18 protein-coding genes and 1 pseudogene are annotated in these 21,046 nt (G+C 34.8%); 9 read left to right on the plus strand and 10 right to left on the minus strand.

What is annotated here, in order from left to right; all coding sequences use genetic code 11:
- Positions 1-61: 61 nt before the first annotated feature.
- The 5 genes from topA (at position 62) to EW093_RS12525 (ending at position 7,765) form a co-directional block, all read left to right on the plus strand.
- The gene (gene topA / locus EW093_RS12505; RefSeq protein ID WP_149568739.1) at positions 62-2,407 is read left to right on the plus strand and encodes a type I DNA topoisomerase; all 2,346 of its coding nucleotides are present in this window, start codon (positions 62-64) and stop codon (positions 2,405-2,407) included.
- Positions 2,408-2,411: 4 nt separating this feature from the next.
- On the plus strand, positions 2,412-4,079 hold the full coding sequence (locus tag EW093_RS12510; RefSeq protein WP_187759702.1) for a sensor domain-containing protein: 1,668 nt from the start codon (positions 2,412-2,414) through the stop codon (positions 4,077-4,079).
- A gap of 63 nt (positions 4,080-4,142) precedes the next feature.
- Entirely contained in the window at positions 4,143-6,266 is a 2,124-nt protein-coding gene (ftsH, locus tag EW093_RS12515) for an ATP-dependent zinc metalloprotease FtsH (protein WP_149568741.1), read from the plus strand.
- 49 nt (positions 6,267-6,315) lie between these two features.
- Positions 6,316-6,528 (plus strand): hypothetical protein, encoded by a 213-nt coding sequence (locus EW093_RS12520; RefSeq protein WP_149568742.1) that lies wholly within the window; start codon positions 6,316-6,318, stop codon positions 6,526-6,528.
- A 34-nt stretch (positions 6,529-6,562) separates the two neighbouring features.
- Positions 6,563-7,765 carry an SPFH domain-containing protein gene (locus EW093_RS12525; protein WP_149568743.1) on the plus strand — a complete coding sequence of 401 codons (1,203 nt, stop codon included), beginning with the start codon at positions 6,563-6,565 and terminating at the stop codon, positions 7,763-7,765.
- Between the two features lie 18 nt (positions 7,766-7,783).
- On the opposite strand, the gene EW093_RS12530 is transcribed toward EW093_RS12525, so the two are convergent.
- The gene (locus EW093_RS12530) at positions 7,784-8,119 is read right to left on the minus strand and encodes a PilZ domain-containing protein (RefSeq protein ID WP_187759703.1); all 336 of its coding nucleotides are present in this window, start codon (positions 8,117-8,119) and stop codon (positions 7,784-7,786) included.
- A gap of 116 nt (positions 8,120-8,235) precedes the next feature.
- Between EW093_RS12530 and proC the strand changes: the two genes are divergently transcribed.
- From proC to proB, 3 genes are read left to right on the plus strand one after another with little or no spacing between them, the layout of a single operon-like run.
- Complete coding sequence (proC, locus tag EW093_RS12535; protein ID WP_149568745.1) at positions 8,236-9,027, plus strand: pyrroline-5-carboxylate reductase; 792 nt, start codon at positions 8,236-8,238, stop codon at positions 9,025-9,027.
- Entirely contained in the window at positions 9,024-10,298 is a 1,275-nt protein-coding gene (locus EW093_RS12540; protein WP_149568746.1) for a glutamate-5-semialdehyde dehydrogenase, read from the plus strand. The genes proC and EW093_RS12540 overlap by 4 nt, the downstream gene beginning before the upstream one ends.
- Positions 10,295-11,059 carry a glutamate 5-kinase gene (proB, locus tag EW093_RS12545; protein ID WP_149568747.1) on the plus strand — a complete coding sequence of 255 codons (765 nt, stop codon included), beginning with the start codon at positions 10,295-10,297 and terminating at the stop codon, positions 11,057-11,059. Before EW093_RS12540 ends, proB begins: the two co-directional genes overlap by 4 nt.
- A gap of 31 nt (positions 11,060-11,090) precedes the next feature.
- On the opposite strand, the gene EW093_RS12550 is transcribed toward proB, so the two are convergent.
- The 7 genes and pseudogenes from EW093_RS12550 to hisD form a co-directional block, all read right to left on the minus strand.
- Positions 11,091-12,515 (minus strand): MATE family efflux transporter, encoded by a 1,425-nt coding sequence (locus tag EW093_RS12550; RefSeq protein ID WP_149568748.1) that lies wholly within the window; start codon positions 12,513-12,515, stop codon positions 11,091-11,093.
- Positions 12,515-12,913: an RrF2 family transcriptional regulator gene (locus tag EW093_RS12555; protein WP_149568749.1), complete on the minus strand. Its 399-nt coding sequence runs from the start codon at positions 12,911-12,913 to the stop codon at positions 12,515-12,517. Before EW093_RS12555 ends, EW093_RS12550 begins: the two co-directional genes overlap by 1 nt.
- Entirely contained in the window at positions 12,914-15,478 is a 2,565-nt protein-coding gene (pepN, locus tag EW093_RS12560; RefSeq protein ID WP_149568750.1) for an aminopeptidase N, read from the minus strand.
- Positions 15,475-16,263: a hypothetical protein gene (locus tag EW093_RS12565; protein WP_149568751.1), complete on the minus strand. Its 789-nt coding sequence runs from the start codon at positions 16,261-16,263 to the stop codon at positions 15,475-15,477. The genes pepN and EW093_RS12565 overlap by 4 nt, the downstream gene beginning before the upstream one ends.
- Positions 16,260-16,655: a hypothetical protein gene (locus EW093_RS12570; protein ID WP_149568752.1), complete on the minus strand. Its 396-nt coding sequence runs from the start codon at positions 16,653-16,655 to the stop codon at positions 16,260-16,262. The genes EW093_RS12565 and EW093_RS12570 overlap by 4 nt, the downstream gene beginning before the upstream one ends.
- A gap of 2 nt (positions 16,656-16,657) precedes the next feature.
- Positions 16,658-17,929 (minus strand): bifunctional folylpolyglutamate synthase/dihydrofolate synthase, encoded by a 1,272-nt coding sequence (locus tag EW093_RS12575; RefSeq protein WP_149568753.1) that lies wholly within the window; start codon positions 17,927-17,929, stop codon positions 16,658-16,660.
- Positions 17,929-19,226, minus strand: a pseudogene (gene hisD, locus EW093_RS12580) (histidinol dehydrogenase). The gene EW093_RS12575 and the pseudogene hisD overlap by 1 nt, the downstream one beginning before the upstream one ends.
- 177 nt (positions 19,227-19,403) lie before the next feature.
- On the opposite strand from hisD, the gene EW093_RS12585 reads away from it, so the two are divergent.
- Complete coding sequence (locus tag EW093_RS12585) at positions 19,404-19,838, plus strand: response regulator (RefSeq protein WP_149568754.1); 435 nt, start codon at positions 19,404-19,406, stop codon at positions 19,836-19,838.
- 16 nt (positions 19,839-19,854) lie between these two features.
- On the opposite strand, the gene EW093_RS12590 is transcribed toward EW093_RS12585, so the two are convergent.
- Positions 19,855-20,529 carry an anaerobic ribonucleoside-triphosphate reductase activating protein gene (locus EW093_RS12590; RefSeq protein ID WP_149568755.1) on the minus strand — a complete coding sequence of 225 codons (675 nt, stop codon included), beginning with the start codon at positions 20,527-20,529 and terminating at the stop codon, positions 19,855-19,857.
- A complete protein-coding gene (locus EW093_RS12595; protein ID WP_149568756.1) occupies positions 20,529-21,044 on the minus strand; it encodes a thioredoxin family protein in 516 nt (171 codons plus the stop codon). The genes EW093_RS12590 and EW093_RS12595 overlap by 1 nt, the downstream gene beginning before the upstream one ends.
- Between the last annotated feature and the right edge of the window lie 2 nt (positions 21,045-21,046).

Here is a 21,046-nt window from a genome sequence, read left to right on the forward strand (position 1 = left end):
TACTAAGCTCGTCGATCCATTCTATTTTCTGAAGTGAGATCTATTAAATAAGGAGATTTTTTTGGCAACAAAAGAGAAAAAACTACTAATTGTGGAGAGTCCCGCAAAAGCTAAGACAATAAAAAAATTCCTAGGAAAAGATTTCACAGTAAAGGCTTCTGTTGGTCATATCCGTGACCTAAAAAAAGGCCGAGGGAAAAAGGCATTTGGGATTGATGTTGATAATAACTATACCCCAGATTATGGAATTATTAAGGGAAAAGAGAAAACAGTTAAAGAGCTTAAAGAGGCAGCAGAGAAAGCAGATGTTATCTACCTTGCACCGGACCCCGATAGAGAGGGTGAGGCTATTGCGTGGCATTTAAAGGAAGCACTTGGTCTAACAGATGAACAGGCTAATAGAGTAACCTACTCAGCGGTAACTAAAAAGGCTGTTTTAGATGCTGTTGCAAACCCATCTAGAATCGATATGGATAGAGTAAATGCCCAACAGGGACGTCGAGTCTTAGACAGATTAGTAGGTTTTAACCTATCCCCATTTTTATGGACTAAAATTGCAAAGAATTTAAGTGCAGGAAGGGTACAGTCTGTAGCTGTGAAAATAGTTGTAGAGAGAGAGCGTGAGATAGCTGCATTTATTCCTGAAGAGTTTTGGAAAATATCAGCAGACCTTAATAAAGATTTAGACTTTAACGCAGAACTAATTAAATGGAAGGATGAAAAATTCGCCCTTGGTAATAAGTTTGCACAAACTTCTGATTCTGTTCTAGAGATTGGGAAGATTCTTAGAGAGAGCGACTTTGTAGTTAAAGATATTGTAAGTAAAGAGAGTAAGGGTAAAGCTGGAGCTCCATTTATTACATCTACCCTACAACAGGCCGCAAGTACAAACCTAGGTTTTGGAACTAGTAGAACAATGCAGGTTGCCCAGAGATTATACGAGGGTACAGAAATAGAGGACGGAGTTCATACAGGTCTTATAACTTATATGAGAACTGACTCTACAAGAATTGCTCCTGAGGGTATTGAAGAGGTTAGAAAGTATATCGGGGAAGTTTATTCCGATAAGTATTTACCAGAGACAGAAAATAGTTGGAGTACAAAAAAGAATGCCCAGGACGCCCATGAAGCTATAAGACCCACATCTGTATATAATACACCAGAGAAAATTAAACCCTTTGTAACAGAAGAGCAGTATAAACTTTATAAATTAATATGGGAAAGATTTGTCGCTTGTCAAATGAAACCTGCAATATATAATATTACTACAATTTCAATAAATGCCAACCAAGGTCTTTTTGAAGCTAAGGGACGTGTTACAATATTTGATGGTTATACTATACTTTTAAAAGATAGTAAAAAAGATGATGATAAGTATCAGGATCTTCCTAAAGTTCAAATTGGTGATAAGATTGATCTAAATAAATTAACCGAGAGTCAGCACTTTACTAAACCACCAGCACGGTTTAATGAAGCAAGTTTAGTTCGAGCTCTTGAAAAAGAGGGTATTGGTAGGCCATCAACCTATGCTCCAATTGTTAAGACAATAAAAGAGCGGGGTTATGTAAGGTTAGAGAAGAGAGCCTTCCATGCTACCGAGCTTGGAATGGCTGTAAACGACATGTTACAGCAAAACTTTACCAATATTATGGAGTTGCAATTTACAGCTGATATGGAGTCTGACCTAGATAAGGTTGAACATGGCCAGAAAGATTGGGTAAAACTAATTGATGAGTTTTACAAACCCTTTTTAGAAGCCATAGAAGTAGCTACTGAGAAGGCTGAACCCCTAAAGGGTAGACCGTATTTAGGTGAAGAGAAGTGCCCTAAGTGTGGTAAGGGTCTTGTTATTAAGTACTCAAAAAATGGAGCATTTTTAGGTTGTTCCGACTATCCAGAGTGTAAGGGTTTAATCGCAATGCCAGGTGAAGGGGTAGAGGATGAAGAGTCTGAAAGATATAAGGATGAGAAGTGTCCTATATGTTCTAGTCAGTTACTTCTTAAAACCACAAGGTATGGAAAAAAATTCCTAGCTTGTAGCCAGTATCCCGACTGTAAAGGTTCTGTATCCCTGGATAACGAAGGTAATATTGTTACCCTTCCAAAAATTGATATGGATTGTAATAAATGCGGAAAAAAAATGGAAGTTAAGGTTGGACGAATGGGCCCATTCTTAGCTTGTTCTGGTTATCCAGATTGTAAAAATACAATAGCTCTTGATAAGAATGGAGAACCAGTTATACTTCCTGAAGTAGAAGGTGAGGTGTGCGAGAAGTGTGGTGCAGATATGGTTGTAAAAAATAGTAGAAGAGGACCATTTCTTGCTTGTAGTGCTTATCCTAAGTGTAAAAATGCTAAGCCTTTGAAAAAAGATGATGAGACTGAAGAAAAGGAAGTTAAAGAATAAAAGGGTGAAGTTTACAAAAGTAGACCGAAGATTTATAGATTTATTGTTAAACTCAACATCAGAGGGTGTCTTTATTTTAGATCACCACAAGTCATTGGTCTATTCAAATAAGCGTTACTTAGAAATAACTGGAAATATTTCAAATAATATAACCGGTAAAATTCCAACCTCTGTTTCCTCTGGCTGGCATGATAACGGTTTTTATAAAAGAATGTGGGAGATTATAGATGTTAATGGTTTTTGGGAAGATGAGGTCTGGGATACTAATAAGCTAGATAACTCTCTTTATGTTATGAACCAAAAATTATTAAAGTATAGGGATGGTTTTAAAACAAAGTATCTAGGAATTATTTCCGACGTAACCGCTAAACTTCAAACTCTGCAAGAGTTACACTATCTTGAACGGATCGATCAAAGTACTAATGTTGCCAATAGGTTTTTTGGTGAGAAAAAACTTAATGAATTTATTAAAGAGAAAAGAGAGAATATTGCAGTAATATATCTAGATGTTAATAATTTTTCTCTAATTCCTGAAACTTTTGGACATAAGCAAGGGGACTCTGTATTAAAAGAGATAGCCTTTAGACTAATTGATTGTATTAAGAGTGAAAATATATTTAGTTTTGGTCTAGATAGGTTTGTTCTCTATTTTACTTATGTTAACTCTGAAGATATAGAGAGCCGAGCCTTTGAAATTATAGACTCATTTTATGAACCATTTAACGTTAAAGGAAATGACTTTTTTCTATCTGTTAACCTAGGGATTGCTCTTTATAATTCCGACGGAGAAACATCAGAAGAGCTTATTCGAAACGCAGATTCAGCAATGCAGGAGTCGAGAAAAGAGGAGTTTAATACCTTCTGTTTTTATGAATCAAATATGAATGAATCAGTTGTTGAGCAGTTCCAATTAATTAGTGATCTTAGAAAATCCATTGAGAGAAGGGAACTTAAGATGGTTTACCAGCCCCAGGTAGATATACTTAAGAATAAAACCGTAGGAGCTGAGGCCTTAATAAGATGGGAAAACAGAGATAGAGGGTTTGTATCCCCAACTAGATTCATTCCAATAGCTGAAAAAAAGGGTTTAATGACTCCTATAGGGGAGTGGGTTCTAAGAAATAGTTGTAATCAATTGGAAAATTGGAAGGAAAATAACCTACGTGAAACAACTATGGCTATAAATATTTCAGGGGTACAGTTTAATGATAAAAGACTACTCCCATTAATTAGAAATATATTTTATAATAAGGTTGATACATCACTAATTGAACTTGAAATAACAGAGAGTGCTTTTGTTGATGATATAGATCTATCAATAAAAACTATGTATGGTTTAAAAGATATGGGTTTTAAACTAGCTATAGACGATTTTGGAACTGGATTCTCATCCCTTAGTTATTTAAAGAGGTTCCCAATTGATAAACTTAAAATAGATAAATCATTTATAGAGAACATTTTAGATGAGCAAGGGAATATTGCTATAGTTAAAAGTATCTTAAACCTAGCCCAAAACCTGGACTTGAAAGTAATTGCAGAGGGGGTTGAAACTGTGGAACAGAGGGATTTTATTAAAAATTTAGGTTGCCCTCTAATTCAAGGTTTCTACTATAGTAGACCTTTAGATGCAAAAGAGTTTATTCTTTTTCATAATGATAAGATTAATAAATAGGCTTTTACTTTACTTTTTGCTTTTTTATACATAAATTGTTAATAACATACCAAGGAGAATACAATGGCCAGTGGCGATAATAATAATCCAGATAATGGAAATAAAGATAAGATTGATGAGGTTATGAAGAAATTAAAGGGTGGAAATGGTAAATTCCCATTTATCTACCTTATTGGAGTAATAATTGCTATAGTTGCAATAAACTCCTACTTTTCAAATATCTCTACTAATACAATACCTCTAAGTGATTTTAAATATAAAATTTCAACTGGCGAAATTAAATATGTTAAAATTGTTGATGGCTTTTATGAAGGTTATTTAACCGATCCAAAGAGTTCTGATATGACTAGAATATCATCTTATAAGGCTGTCCCTCTACCTGCATTAACAGACACTAACTTTACAAAGATGTTAGAGGATTCTAAGGTTGAGTATGAGGTTATTCCAGTTGATAACAACCCTCTAATAGGAATGTTATTACAGTGGGTTATTCCCCTTGGTTTAATGTTTTTAATATGGCGATTTATGTTTAAAAAGATTGGTGGTATGGGTGGTTCCAATGTTATGAATTTTGGCCAAAATAAGTCTAAAATTCTTTCAGAGACAAATACTGGAGTCGTTTTTAATGATGTTGCAGGGTGTGAAGAAGCAAAATATGAGTTAGAAGAAGTTGTAGACTTCTTAAAGAACTCAAAAAAATATACTGAGATTGGTGGGAAGATACCTAAGGGTGTACTACTAGTAGGTCCTCCAGGTACTGGTAAAACTCTAATGGCCAAAGCTGTAGCTGGTGAGGCTGGTGTAACATTTTTTAGACTAAGTGGTGCAGACTTTGTTGAGATGTTTGTTGGTGTAGGTGCTGCAAGGGTAAGGGATCTATTTAAACAGGCTAGGGAGAAATCTCCAGCAATTATTTTTATTGATGAGTTAGATGCTATTGGTAAAAGTAGGGCAGCTGCTATGTCTACAAATGATGAGAGAGAGCAGACTTTAAACCAGTTATTAGTAGAGATGGATGGGTTTGATACCCAAACAGGGGTTATACTACTAGCTGCAACAAATAGACCTGAAATTCTAGACCCAGCACTATTAAGACCTGGACGTTTTGATAGACAGGTTTTAGTTGATAAACCAGACCTTTTAGGTCGAGAAGAGATCCTAAGAATTCACTCTAAGGGTGTAAAGTTAGATGGTGATCTGTGTCTAAAGGATGTTGCTAAGGCTACACCGGGATTTGTAGGTGCAGATTTGGCAAATATTGTTAATGAGGCAGCACTATTAGCTGTAAGAGCTGGTAGGAAAACTGTAATACAGAGCGACTTTGAAGAAGCTATTGAGAAATCAGTTGCTGGTCTTGAGAAGAAAAATAGATTAATAAACCCAAGGGAGAGGGAGATTGTAGCATACCATGAAGTTGGACACGCATTAGTTGCTGCATTTACTCCAGATCAAAATCCTGTTCAGAAGATTTCAATTGTACCTAGGGGATTTGGTGCTCTAGGTTATACAATGCAGACTCCTACAGAAGATAGATTTTTAATGACAGAAGAGGAGCTAATTGGGGAAGTTGATGTCCTTTTAGGTGGACGAGCTGCAGAGCTTTTAATATATAATAAACTTTCAACTGGGGCTTCTAATGATATTGAAAGGGCGACTAAAATAGTTAAAAATATGATTACTGTATATGGTATGAGTGATCGATTTAAAAACGTTGCCTTAAGTGTACAACAAAACTCCTACTTACAAGGTGGAGGAAGTACCAAAGAGTACTCTGAGACAACTCAGCAGTATATTGATGATGAGATTTCAAAGGTTTTATCCGAGAGATATGAACACGTTCAAGTACTACTTAAGAAACATAAGGTATTATTAGAGTCCTTAACAGAGATTTTGATGCATGATGAAGTTTTAACAAGTGAAGAGTTTATGAAGTTCGTTAAAGAGGATGCTGTAGGTTCTCAAAGTTACAGTGATAGAAAAGCGCTGGATATGAAGCCTTCAGAAAGAGCCCAAGAGACTGGAAAAAAACGTAACGATGAGATATTAGAGAGAAATAAAGCTATTATGGAGGCAAAAAAGAATGCACCTCCTAAGGTTAATGTTGAACATAAAAAAGAGAACCCATTTGTTAATGAAGTTGAGTTGAAATTAAAAGATCCAACTAAGGATAAGAAAGAGGATAAATAATAGAATACCGGAGTCTAATCTCCGGTTTTTTAGTTTGGAGGTAAAAAAGTTGATATTTTATAGGTTTATAATTTTTTTAATTCTCTGCTTTGGTGGTTATATTATCTACCGTGTAGCTACAGATGCTTGGAGAAAATCTGATATTGAAGATAAAATAGATAATATTGAGTTAGAAAAAGAGATCCATGATGAAATTGATGGAATTGATACAAATCGAGTAAAAACCAATAAAAGTGACATTGATAATTTTTTAAAATCTTAATATTTAAAATAATAATAAAAAGAGGAGTTTTTTAATGGGGGAAGGGAAATCCACAAGTCCTAGAAAAGTAGGAGTAGTAGTTTTTGTTGTAATAGCAGTAGCAGCACTGTTATTTTTATCTAATTCTTTAGTAACAACAAATAAATCTGGTTATTATCAGGTAAAACAGGCAGCTGTTACTGGAACAATGAGTGTTAGAAGTAAACCTGGTATGTATCCACAACTATTTGGTGATATTACTACATATCAAATATCAGATATGTATTACTTCTCTAAGTATGATGAAGAGGGTGGCTCAGGTTTTGAAGCTGCTCCTATAAAAGTTCGATTTAACGATGGTGGTACAGCAGAGATATCTGGTTCTATAAAGTATAGACTATCCCTAGTTGAGGATACCCAGATAAGTTTACATGCTGATTATAAGTCCTATGAGGCTGTAAAACAGGATCTTGTAAGACAGGTTGTTACCGAGGCATTAATGCAAACTGCAACTTTAATGAAAGCAGAGGAGTCCTACTCATCCAGGCGTTCAGAGTTTACATCTTTAGCTGAAGAGCAGGTTAAGCTAGGAATCTTTGAGACTAGTTCAGAGGAAATTAAAACCAAAGATGCTGATGGCAACCAGTTTATAGAGAGATATGTTGAAGTTAAAGTAGGTCCTGATGGACAAAGATTGATAAGAAAAGAGTCGCCATTTGTTCGTTACCAAATAGAAGTTCTACAGTTTGTTATTAAGGATATTGACTTTGATCAAACAATAGACTCCCTAATAGCAAAGAAAAAAGAAGCAGAGCAGCAGAGGGTAGTAGCTAAGGCAAATGCTGAGAGAGCTAAACAGGATGCAATAACTGCCGAGGAACAGGGTAAGGCAAAGGAAGCTGAAGCTAAAGCTTTAGAGAATGTTGAGAAGATAAAAGCAGTAACAAAGGCTGAAAAAGAGCGGGATGTTGCTAATTTACGATATGAGACTGAAAAGCTAAATGCCCTAGCAACCCTAGAGAAAGCTAAGGCAGAGGCTGAGAAAAATAGACTCTTAGTATCAGCGGGGTTAGCTCCTGAGATGGAAGCACAAATAAATAAAGAAGTAGCTATTGGCGTAGCTGCTGAATTAGCTAAAGTAAAATTCCCAGAGATGATGATTTTAGGTGGAAGTAATGGTGGGGCGTTAAACCCCTTTGATGCCGTTGGACTAGAATCCTTCCTTAAGATACAGAAAGAGTTTTCCGCCAAGGAATAAGTTTTTAAAAAAGGGGTTTTAAAACCCCTTTTTTTTATCCTTTCTCGCCTCTTCAAAGGCTCTCTCTATTGCTCTATCAACAATAAGATTGATATTTTTTGTTTTAAACTCTATACCAGCTACTTGACCCTGTACATTGGCTACAGTTCCTACTATAACATCATTTGTATTATTAATATCTAAACATATTTCTAACTCATCCCCAACAATTAATGTCTGCTTAATCCTAAGTAGAGTTCCAGACTCACTTATGTCATATATATAACAATCCTGCCACTTATCTGCATACCTTAGACGAAAGTACCCATCAAAATTGGCCTGAAATCTGGTTTTTTTTCTAAATTTTTCATTCATAAAAATAACATAAATTAAATATGAATAAAAAGCCATAATTAAATCTAACCTTTTAAGATATTGAAAGAAAAATTATTATGGTTCATTATAATAATGAGTAAAATAGAGGGAGAGATATGAAAAAAATTAGTTTTATTGGCGCTGGTAATATGGCATATGCCATGGCGGATGCTCTTTTTAACGGGAGTAAAGAGAGTACAATAGGTGTTTACGACATAGATAGTAATAGGGTTAAGCTTTTTTTGAACTCTTTTAATACTGCTGTAGAATACCCCTCAATTAAGTCCCTAGCTGATAGTTCGGATATAGTTATCTTAGCAGTTAAACCCCAGATAATTGATATTGTATTAGCAGATCTAGTAGATTGTAATAAGATCGTTGTCTCAATAGCCGCTGGAATAAGCCTAGAGTCATTAGTTGAAAAACTACCTAAAGCCTTTGTTACAAGGGTTATGCCAAATACTCCATCCTTAGTAGGTGAAATGGCAGCAGGTGTATCTTTCTCTAAAACCATGAGTGAAAAGCAAAAAAGTGATGTTCTAAGTTTTTTAAACTACTCTGGGATGGCTATTGAAGTGGAAGATGAGTCTATGGATGCTGTTACAGGAATAAGTGGTTCAGGTCCCGCCTTTGCTGCAAGAATAATGAACCATTTTATTAATGCTGGTATTGACCAGGGCCTAGATAGTCAGACATCAAGGAAGTTAGCACTTAATACATTTTTAGGAACAGCTAAGCTGCTTCTAGAAAAGGATATGGAAATAGAGGAACTAATTAAAATGGTTAGCTCTCCTGGAGGTACGACCGTAGCAGGTAGAGAAATTCTGGAAAGTTCTAATATTGAAAAAATTATAAAAGAGACTGTTATAGCAACTGTTAAAAGAAGTAAAGAGTTAGGTGGAAAATGATAAAAGATAGTGTAATAGCCTTAAAGGGGATAAGTTCTAAGTTGTCCTCAATAGATGTAGATATAAGAAATAGAGCCCTTTTAAGTATAGAGAAGGGGCTACTTGATAATATAGACTATATCCTCTCTGAAAATAGAAAGGATTTAGATAGTTCCCAGGGGTTAAATAACTCTCTATATAAAAGATTAATTTTATCAAGGGACAAAATTGAGACAATTATCTCAGGTATCCAGGAAGTAAGGGGGTTAAAAGACCCTTTAGGGCAGGTGCAATTAAAAAGGGAACTTGATAGCAATTTAACTCTAACTAGGTTCTCAGTTCCTATAGGGGTAATAGGGGTTATTTTTGAATCTCGACCAGATGCCCTAGTTCAAATATCATCCCTATTTATAAAATCTGGAAACTGTGGAATTCTAAAGGGTGGAAAAGAGGCCATCCATACAAATAGAGCCCTCTTTAAAGTAATTAGAGAGAGTCTTTTTACAGTTAGTGAGACTCTAGCTTCTTCCCTTGAGTTAGCTGAATCCCGGGAAGATATAAAAGAGATCTTAGAACTAGATCAGTATATTGACTTAATGATACCCCGGGGTGGTAATGAGTTAGTTCAATATATAAAGAATAATACAAAAATTCCTGTAATGGGTCATACAGATGGTATCTGCCATCTATTTATGTCTAAGGATGGGGACATTGATATGGGGCTTAAATTAACCTTAGATTCAAAGTGTCAGTATCCTGCAGTATGTAACGCCATAGAGACTCTACTTGTGGAAGAGTCAATTGCTAAGGAGTTTTTACCTAGGGTTAAAACATTTTTAGAGGATAATAAAGTCGAGCTTCGAGGTTGTGATAAAACTGTTGAAATTATTGATATTAATAGGGCTACAGAAGTTGATTGGGATACAGAGTATAATGATTATATTCTCTCTATTAAGATTGTTTCCGATCTAGAGGATGCTATATCATTTATTAATAAACACGGTAGTGGGCATACGGACTGTATTGTAACTGACAATAGTGAGAGTTGGGATAAATTCTTAATGAACGTAGACTCTGCATCAGTATTTTTAAACGCTTCAACTAGATTTGCAGATGGGAATAGATATGGATTTGGAGCAGAAGTTGGTATCTCAACTAATAAAATCCATTCAAGGGGCCCTGTTGGTCTAGAAGGTTTAACTATATATAAATATAAGCTAATTGGTCATGGAGATATAGTTGCCGACTACGCAAGTGGAAAAAAATGCTACAGCCATAAGGATATAAAATGAGGATTGTTGTAAAAATAGGAAGCGCCTTAATAAGTCGTGGATGTAGTATTAACTATAACTGGATTGGTGATAAAATTAAGGAAATTTCCGCTTTAATGAAGGCTGGACACGAGGTGGTTTTAGTCTCTTCTGGATCAGTAGCAGCAGGTATGGAGGTTCGTAATGTAAAAGTTAGACCAAAGGACACTGTTGAACTTCAACTATTATCTGGCCAGGGACAGGTTAAACTTATGGAATTCTATAGGAACTGGTTTAGGGATGAATCAATATTTGTTGCTCAGATATTAGTGACCCACCATAATTTTGCGACTTCTAAGGAGAAACAGTCAGTACACAATATTATTGAGGCCTATTTAAAGCGGGGTATTCTCCCAATTATGAACGAGAATGACCTTGTAAATAAGGAGGAGTTAGATTACGAGCGGCTATTTACCGATAACGATATTTTATCCTCCCTTATTGCAAAGGAGATGGAAGCTGATCTACTACTTATGTTAACAGATGTTGATGGATTATATGATGGGAACCCAAAAAAGGACAAAAGTGCAAAACTAATTGAATTAGTAGAAAAAATTGATGATTCAGTTAAAGATATGGCAACACCAGAGACCAATTCCCTAGGTTTAGGTGGAATGATCTCCAAGGTTACTGCTGCTGAAACTTGTACAAAAGCTGGTATTGATACAATAGTTGCTAGTGGTCATAAAAATCTTACAGAGATAATTAATGGTTTAGTACCAAGGACACTTTTTAAGGCATAAAAATTCCTCCCAGTTGGGAGGGATTTATTTATTATATTGTTTTGAGTTTACCTAATTTAAGTTTTTTCATAGAGCTTTTCATCCAGAACCATGCAACTATTGCAGTAACAATCATTGCTGTAATATGACCGTATAACATCCCGTGGAAACCAAGGTCAAAAACAAATACATATATAAGCATTGAAGGTATTACTATTACAAAAAAACGTAACGATGTAAGCATTAACCCAGGTATTGGATAACCAATTGCCTGGTAGACAGCCCTAGTTATAATTACAACAGCGGATATAAGCATAAATGGCATTATTACCCTTGTTTGGGTTACTGCATAAAAGGTAACCTCAGGGGTTTGTTTAAATAATCCATAGATCTTTTGAGCAAATATAAAAAACATTGATGATGTAAATAGAACTATCCCTGCGGATATTAACATACTTACCTTCCACGTTTTTTCTACTCTATCTACACTCTTTCGACCCATATTTTGACCAACTACTGTTATAGTAGCAGCGGCTATTGCAAAAAGTGGCATATAGACTAGCTGTTCGACCCTACCTACAAGGGAGGAGGATGTAACAATTAATGGATCTATTTTTGTAGCAATTAAATTCATAATTACAAAAGCAAAGGACATAATTAACTGACCAAAACTCTGGGGAAAACCTATAAAAAATATTCTTTTCATTATAGATGGGGTTACATGGGAGAATTTCCACTCTAAAGTTACTAATGTCTCTTTTTTTATAAATATTGAAACCAAGTATATAAAGGAGAAAAACTGCCCTATAACCGTGGCTATAGCAGCTCCCTTAACTCCTAGACCAAGACCTGGAATCGTAATAAATTTAAGGTTTATACTTTCAAATATAAAGAAGGGGTCTAATACTATATTTAAGACTGTTCCAATTATCATATAGTTCATAAACTTCTGCATCAAACCTTCACCCTGTAGAATTCCGCCTAGTACAGATCCAAATAACATAAATCCAGTTATTGGTAAAATATAGATAAAGTAGTCGTGTCCATATTTAAAGTAGTCTCCTGTTGCCCCTAAACCAAGAATTATCTGTTCAGAGAAGACGTATCCAAAAACATAAACTAATACAGATATTACTAGGGCTATAAATAGACCAGACTCTGCAGTTTTATATATAATATTATCATCTTTTTCCCCAATACCCTTTGCAACTAGGGCGGATAGCCCTACAGAGAGACCATTAGATAGTGCCATCGCAACAAACATAACTGGAAATATGTATCCAGTACCACCTAAAATAGCTGGGTTTTTAGGGTCTATAAAGTTAATAAACGCTGTATCAACTATTGTATAAAATAGCTGAAATACCATACCTGCCAAAATTGGCATTGCTAACTTAATAATAACAGGAGATAGGGGACCAGTAAAAATCCCTTTAATCTCAGATTTGTCAAATTTATTCTCTTCCATTTTTTCCATCACAGTTTAATTTCTCTTTTTATAATATCTTCAATAGTAATCTTACTAAAAAAGTCCGTTACGTACTCTCTTGTCATTGTCCAAAAGTATGATATATCACACTCCTTTCCACACTTATCCGATGCACAGGGTGTAGGGTTGAACTCTTCGCCAATAGCCTCTAAAACCTCTAAAACTGTAATATCTCCAGGCTGCTTATTAAGGGTAAAACCACCATGGGCTCCACGAATAGACTTAATAATTCCACCTTTTTTTAAAGATCTAAATATTTTTTCTAAAAAGTCAGAGGAGATAGACTCTTGAGTTGCTACCTCCCTAACTGACTTTTGGGTATTAATTGAAAGGGAGAGATTTATTACCGATCTAACGGCATACCTCCCTTTTGCAGATACTTTCATTTAATCCCTAGCTTTTAAAGTTTTTAAAATTATCTCATTTAAACCTGTGGAAATACCCTCTTTTTGGGATATTCTAATAAGTTGCTCTTTCATTAATTTAGCCTGCTTCTCCCCAAGATACTTATATGGCTGGAATGCTGAGGCTAAAGAGGATGAAACGTGGGAGTTATATGAGTCGATATCAATTATTTTATCAGCAATAAATTTATACCCCTGTCCATCTTCACTATGGAAGTGGGCACTGTTTCTACCTGCAAAAGCACCAAATAGGCTTCGAATCCTATTAGGATTTGTATTATCAAATAGTTCATCTAAACTCAGCTTTTTAATATCATCTAAAACAGTCTCATCATCCCTTATTGCCTGGGTTATAAACCACTTATTCATAACTAGGAAGTTATCTTTCCACTTCTCTTTAAAAGATTTGTTCGCTTCGATTCTAACAGTATCACTACACTTTTGAAGGCTCATAAATGCAGCCATATAATCTGTCATATTCTCTGCTAAGGCAAACTGCTTCTGTGCTATCTCTGCAATATCATCTCCTAGGAAACTTAAAATTGAGAGGGCACTGTTTTTTATACTTCTCTCCGCTACAGCATCTATTGCAAGATTATCTTCAAAAAGTCTAAAGAGGTTTGATTTTAACTCTGTTGCTAGCTGTTTTAAGTATATATTTCTAGCTCTATTTGCTAATTTAAAATCATACTCTTCCATAGTTAAAGCGATATCTTTAACCTCCGGAATATATAAAAGAGTTGCTAAATATCTCTTCTCTAGGGTAGGGTCGGTTAAAAGTTTTTTATATGATTCAATTATTCTCTTATCAATACTACACTCTCTATTAGTCCTAATATCCCCAATAATAGTATCTATTGAGATCATAGTTAGTCTTCTAGCTGCATCAAATTTATTAAATTTATCCTTATCTGCAGTTAAAAGTGTAATTAATTCATCGGTGGAGTAGTTATATCTTACCTCGATAGGAGCAGAAAATCCTTGGGCTAAAGATGGTATTACTCTATTTTCTGTTTTAAAAGTAAACTCTTCATACTCCTTGGATATTATTAAATTCTTCCCAGCCTCTGGAGTTAAATCTCTACCATCTTTATCGTAAAGACCAATAGGGAATGGAAAAAATAGGGGTTCCCTAGGACAGTTGTATGATGTTTTTGGTATCTCCTGTTTAACTTTAAGAGTAAACTCCCCATTATTATAGGACGAATCTACACTTATAACAGGTGTTCCCGCTTGGGAGTACCATCTTTTAAACTGTGTTAGATCAAAGCCTGATGCATCTTCCATTGCAGAGACAAAATCCTCTGTTGTTACAGCTTCCCCTGTGTGTCTTTTAAAATATAGATCCATACCTGCTCTAAATTTTTCTTTACCAAGTAGGGTAAAAATCATTCTTATAACTTCAGCTCCCTTTTCATAAACAGTAGCTGTGTAAAAGTTATCAATTGTAAAGTATGATTCTGGCTTAATTGGATGGGAGTTCGGCCCCTTATCCTCAGGGTATTGATGACTTCGTAATATTGATACATCACTTATTCTTTTAACTGTTCTATCAGTTTTATCTGAGGAGAACTCTTGATCTCTAAATACAGTAAGGCCCTCTTTTAGGGTTAATTGGAACCAATCCCTACATGTAACCCTATTTCCTGTCCAGTTATGGAAGTATTCATGGGCTATAACCCCTTCAACACCTTCAAAGTCACTATCTGTAGCAGTTTTTGGGTCAGCTAAAACATAGGCTGAATTAAATATATTTAAACCTTTGTTTTCCATAGCCCCTGCGTTAAAAGAGTCAACAGCGACTACCATATAAAGATCAAGGTCGTACTCTAGTCCAAAGGTATCCTCATCCCACTTCATGGATTTTTTAAGTGACTCCATTGCATGATATGCCTTGTTTGATTGTCCTGGATCTGTATAAATTTCAAGATCAATTACTCTACCGGATTTTGTTGTAAAGGAGTCCGTTATAGACTCTAAATCTCCAGCAACTATTGCAACTAAGTAACAGGGTTTTGCAAAGGGATCTTCCCATTTATTTCTTAATCGGTTCTCTCCAATAGGAGTAGACTCAACTAAATTACCATTACTTAAAAGTTTAGGAAAAACCTTTTTATCTCCTTCTACAGTTATTGTATATTTTGACATAACATCTGGTCTATCTGAGAAAAAAGTTACCCTTCTAAAACCTTCAGCCTCATTCTGTGTACACAGTATGTTTCCAGATTTATAAAAACCCTCCATGGATTTATTGTTATATGGGTCTATTGAAACTGTTGTTGTTAATACAGCCTTATTAGGTAGGTTTTTAATAGTAAGTTTATCATCACTATAGTCAAAATCAAAAATCTCTTTTCCATCTAATAAAACAGAGTGTAATTTTAACTCCTTCCCATCTAGCACTAGGGGTGTATCACCACTACAGTTTTTAACAATAGTTAACATTGATGTAACTACAGCTTCCTTCTCTAATATATTGATATATAATTCAACATTTGGGATTAGGTAATTTGGTTCTATATAATCCTTTAAAAAAATCTCTTTCATCTATTTCCTCCGTATATTTTGAAATTTTCTGATATATTTTCAGTTAACATATTATTCATCTTGTTAAGTTGCCTCTTTTTAAAAATCGACTTGTTTTTAAGTAGAAAATCCTCTGGTGCTTCTAGGTAGTTATTTATACTATAGAGTTCTATTGCTTCTATAGGGTTATACTCTGTTACTATTCCCATAAATATTAAAATAGTACTCTTATCATCCCTACTATAAACAGAGGAGATCTTTTTCCCTGCTGGAATCTCTTGGACAATAGGGAATAGATCACTGGTTTCCCTAATTCCTACCATTTTGACCTCTATCTCATTACCACTTCCCTCTATATTGGGATTATCACTTTCAGGTGAAAGAATTAGAAGTTTATCAAACTCTGTAGGCTTGTTTCCTGTAAACTTTATCCCACTATCCTTAAAGAATGTATAGATATCGATAAACTCTTTAAACCCTAATTTAGGTTGTTCTTTTAAAATTGTATCAATAACTGGTATGTTTTCATTAAAATTAGGTAGACCCTCTAGGTAGATAGTTAGTTCTCCACTCTTTTTAATTATAGCTGAAATGTACTTAATTAGACTATAACTTTGGGAAACATAGTCAGGATAGCTTAGTATAACTGTATCCTTAGACTCTAACTCAGTTTTAATTAGAAAGTCTGGGTTAGTACTATTGGTTGTATAGTATTTAACATCATCATAACTAGGTCTGTTTATCACTTCCTCTCTTTGGCAAGATAGTAAAAATATTAGTGTTATAATTGTAATAATTCTCTTCAACTTAAATCCTCTAAAATGCTTACAAACTTTATTAACTCTCTCTTGTTTAGTTTTAGCTCATAACTCTTATTATTAAATGTAAATTTTACCAATCTACTGTTTATTTTTTCATAGGATACAAAATCTTTTTTGTATAAAACCACAGGATGGTTATGAAAAGTATTATAAAGCAGTATTTTATCCTTTGTTACTCTAGCTTCCGGGTCCAAATGGTTAATTAACAGTAAGACAAGTATAAATATTAAGCCTATAGAGTACTGAATAAGGCTAGAGAGTTTATAATTGTTTATTAATGTTAATAGTGCAAACAAAAAAGGAATCATAGCAAGATAACCATATAGTTGCAGTCCTATAACCTTATGGAATTTTATTACATTATCCTTTTTTCCCATTATTATAATATAATCCTCCCAATCTCTCCAGCCATATAAAAAGAACCTGTTACAAGAATAGGGTTTCCTATATCTTTTGCATAGTTATATGCCCTAAGTGGGGAGTTTATCTTTTTAACTCTGCAATTTAACCCCGTAAATATATCCTCAATAAAGTCTATATCTGACTCTTTAAATGTGCCAGGTGTAGATATAATAATATTTTCAAAGTTTTTTGATACTATATTAGCCATTGATATAATATCTTTACCCTTAATAACCCCAAAAATTATAGTCCCTTTGTTGTATAAGCTGTTAAATGTTTTTACAACTTCTTCTATAGAACCCTTAGTATGGGCCCCATCTAGTACAACTGTAGGTGTTAAATTTACAACCTGGAATCTCCCAGGGATTTTGGCTTCCATAAGACCCTGTTTTATTGTCTCTATATCTATTTGGGGGAGTATCTGTTTCACTGTTTCTATTGCTAAAACTCCATTAATCCCTTGAACACGACCCTCAATACCAAGTTTGTACTTTTCACCTTTATAATATAGGGAACCACCTTCCTTAGTTATTTCATACTTAAAATCCTTTGTGGTAGCGTAGAAACTAGAGGACCTATCTTTAGCTATCTGACTTAGTGTATCTAAAACCTCTATACGGCTATTAGAGGTAAAAATAGGTCTACCTTGTTTTATAATTCCACCCTTCTCAAAACTGATTTTCTCTAGGGTATCCCCTAATATCTCAGTATGTTCTAACTCAATTGATGTTATTATTGATGCCTCAGGTAAAACCACATTTGTAGAGTCTAACCTTCCCCCTAAACCTGTCTCTATTACAGCCCAGGAACAGCCCTCATTTTTAAAAATAATAAAGGCTGCCAGGGTCATAAGTTCAAAGGTTGTAGGTTCCCCACCAGGGAGTATCGATGGTTCAATACTATCTAATTTATCCTTAATGTTATTAATACAGTCTAAGTAACTCTCTTTAGTAAAAAAAGTATGATTATCTGTTATTCTCTCCCTATAATCTATAAGGTGAGGGGAGGAGTACACCCCTGTTTTAAATCCAGCCTTTGTTAAAATAGAAGCCAAGAAAGCGCAGGTTGATCCCTTTCCCTTAGAGCCAGCGACATGAAGGGTTTTATATGCCCTATGAGGGTTCCCAAAAAGTTCTAGAAGATACTCCATCTTATCAAGACGGTATCCTCTCTTTGTAAGATCCGGTTTCTTTTCAAAATTAGTAAAGGATACCATCCATTCAAAAGCTTCATTAATACTACTAAACACTATTTCCTCAATTTAAAAGCATTACCATGGGTAGTAAAACCCTCATACTCTGCAAGTATTGGCACATGTTTATTTAAAGTCTCATACCCTCTTTTTGTAGAGTAGATTACAGATGAAAATTTAATAAAATCCCTAACTCCTACAGCGGAGAAAGTTTTAGCCTTACCACCTGTTGGTAGTACAGCATTAGGTCCTACTGAGTAGTTTACAGCGGAGAACGGAGTTGAATCTCCTAAAATAATCTCTCCAGCATTAGTAATTTTACCCATTGTATCCCAGGGATCCTCAGTATGTAGGGATAGATGCTCAGGTGCAAACTGATTGGATATATCACACGCTTCGTTAATATCCTTGGTTATTATTACTCCACCATACCCTTGTAGAACATCTGTTACAAATGTTTTTCGTGGTTCTGGCAGGTCTTCTATCATCTCTTCCATATATTTTGCACATAGTTCTGCATTCTCCTTTGAATCAGTTAAAAGTAGTGCAGAGGAGTCAGAACCATGTTCAGCTTCTACTAGTAAATCTAATGCCATGTTGTATGGGTTTGCATATTTATCTGCAATTAAAGCAGACTCAGATGGCCCTGCAGGAAGTCCCACATCTACTACACTATATAATAATCTTTTAGCAGCTGTTACATACATACTTCCAGGACCTGATATTTTTACAACAGGTTTAATACTCTCTGTTCCATAGGTTAGGGCTGCAATAGCCTCTGATCCACCAATTTTATATACCTCAGAAATACCACAAAGGAAGCATGCATAAAGTACGCCACTATCGGCTAAACCCTTTGAATTAGGTGGAGTTGTAACACAAATTCGTTTTACCCCAGCTATAACTGCTGGTACAGCTAACATGTATAACATGGATGGGAATGTCCCCGACCACCAGGTACATATAAACCCACCGAATCAATTGGTGTTGCTCTCTCCCCGGCAAAAATACCCTCTGATGTCTCCATCATTGTTATGGCTTCAGGTTTCTGAGCCTCGTGGAATTTTTTAATATTATTAATTGAGAACTGTATTGCCTCTTTAACTTCATCAGTTAACTCATTTTTGGCCTGTACAAACTCTTCTTCGCTTACTTTTAAATAGTTTTTATCTGAAGGTATACCTAGAAATTTCTCATTATAATGGAGTAGGGCCTTATCTCCATCTTTTTTTACATGATCAATAATCTCCTGTACTACTGGTAAAACATCTTCAATATTTTGTTCAGATCTCTTGAAAATCTTTGCTCGCTCATCCTTGGAAATACTCTTCCACTCTCTGATATTAATCTTCATTTATTTAACCCCTTTATAGGATATAAAGATACTTCTATGACCCAAAAATCTCAATAGAAAAAAAGATAAAGATAACAAAAAAAGAGACTGGGCGAAAAATTATTTTTTTTCTATTGCTAATTGTGTCTTGGGTGATTAAAATGGAAGTAGAAATAAAAACAAAATATGGAGTAACTGATGAAGACAAATTCTGACTTCCCATCTATAAACACAAAATCTCCCGATGGAGTGAATGCGGCTGGACAATCATATAGAGTACTTGTTGTTGATGATTCAATGTTTGTTCGAAAACAAATTTCACAAATTCTTACTAGCGAAGGATTTGAAGTAGTCGCCCAAGCTTGTGATGGAGCTGAAGGTCTTGAAATGTATAAAGAACATCATCCAAATGTGGACCTTGTAACAATGGATATTACTATGCCTAAAATGGACGGAGTAACATCCCTTGAGAAAATTATAGAGTTTGATAAAGACGCTAAAGTTATTATGATTAGTGCATTAGGTAAAGAAGAGTTAGTTAAAAAATCTCTTTTAGCCGGAGCAAAAAACTATATTGTAAAACCTTTAGATAGAAAAAAAGTTCTAGAACGAATACTTCAGACTTTAAAGTAGTTATACATTAAGTTCGTTATCGAAGGGTGCAGTTAATACCTGCATCCAAACAGATATCTTTAAACTCTTCTAACTCTTCTACACTATAGGGTTCATTTATATTATACGATGGATCCAGTGTGTTTCCTCTGTTAAAATTAGTAATAAAATATCTCTCTACACCGGAAAGTAGGGGTAAAATTGATATTAAATCACTCTTTGTAAAAATAATTGGAGCAGCAGTGGTTCTAATCTCGTAATCAATCCCGGAAACTTTTAACCAATTTAGACTCTCTAGAATCTTAACTGAATCACTAAAACCAATTGCAGGGTATTTATCTAATGATGTCTTTAGATCCATTGCTATATAATCTGGTTTTAAAGTTTTAATAAGAGATGGGTTTGTACCATTAGTATCTAATTTAACTTTTAAGCCCCACCCTTTAAACATCTCTATATACTCATTTAGATCCTCGTAAAGGGTTGGTTCTCCCCCGGAAATAACAACAGCCCCTATAAGGTTTTTTCTCTTATATATTGCATTTAATACGTCTTCTATAGCATCAAGGGTATCTATTTCTGGATGAACAATTGTAGGGTTGTGGCAATAGGGGCAGGTTAAATTACAACCAGGTAGAAATATCACAGAGGATACCTCTCCCGGGTAATCAAGAAGGGTTGTAGGAAGAAACCCTGCCTGTCTAATTTTCATTATATTATTTTTCTCTCACTAAGTAGTTTTTTAAGGTCAGAGGGTTTTGAAGTTCTACTTACCTCTACCCCTTCACTATCTAAAAAAAGTACAGTTGGAGCAGTGAATATTCCATGTTTTGCAGCCTTTGTAAAACCATTTGAGCTATCTGCATTAACACTCTCCCCATCAATTTCTAGAGAGTCTATAATTGCCTTTACAGGGGGACAGTTTGGACAAGTTGTCCTGTAGAAAAACATATATTTTACAATTTTATTAGTAGAAATTTCTGATTCAGCTTGTTGTTTTACTCTATTTTTTTGCTCTACTGTTCCGTTAGTCTCTTTATTAAACTCTGTATTACTAAAGTTAACCCGGAATTTATACTCTTCTTTCTTACCCTTATTCCAGTTTTTAACAGCTCTGTAGTAACCAACTATTCTTGCGTACTGTTCAGTTTCCCGACCCTTAACACTTAATAACTGTTGCTCTAAAGCTTCAATTTTGTCGTTAATTTTACTCTTTGCCTGAATCATTT

It is taken from the genome of Thiospirochaeta perfilievii (assembly GCF_008329945.1).
Classification (GTDB): domain Bacteria; phylum Spirochaetota; class Spirochaetia; order DSM-2461; family DSM-2461; genus Thiospirochaeta; species Thiospirochaeta perfilievii.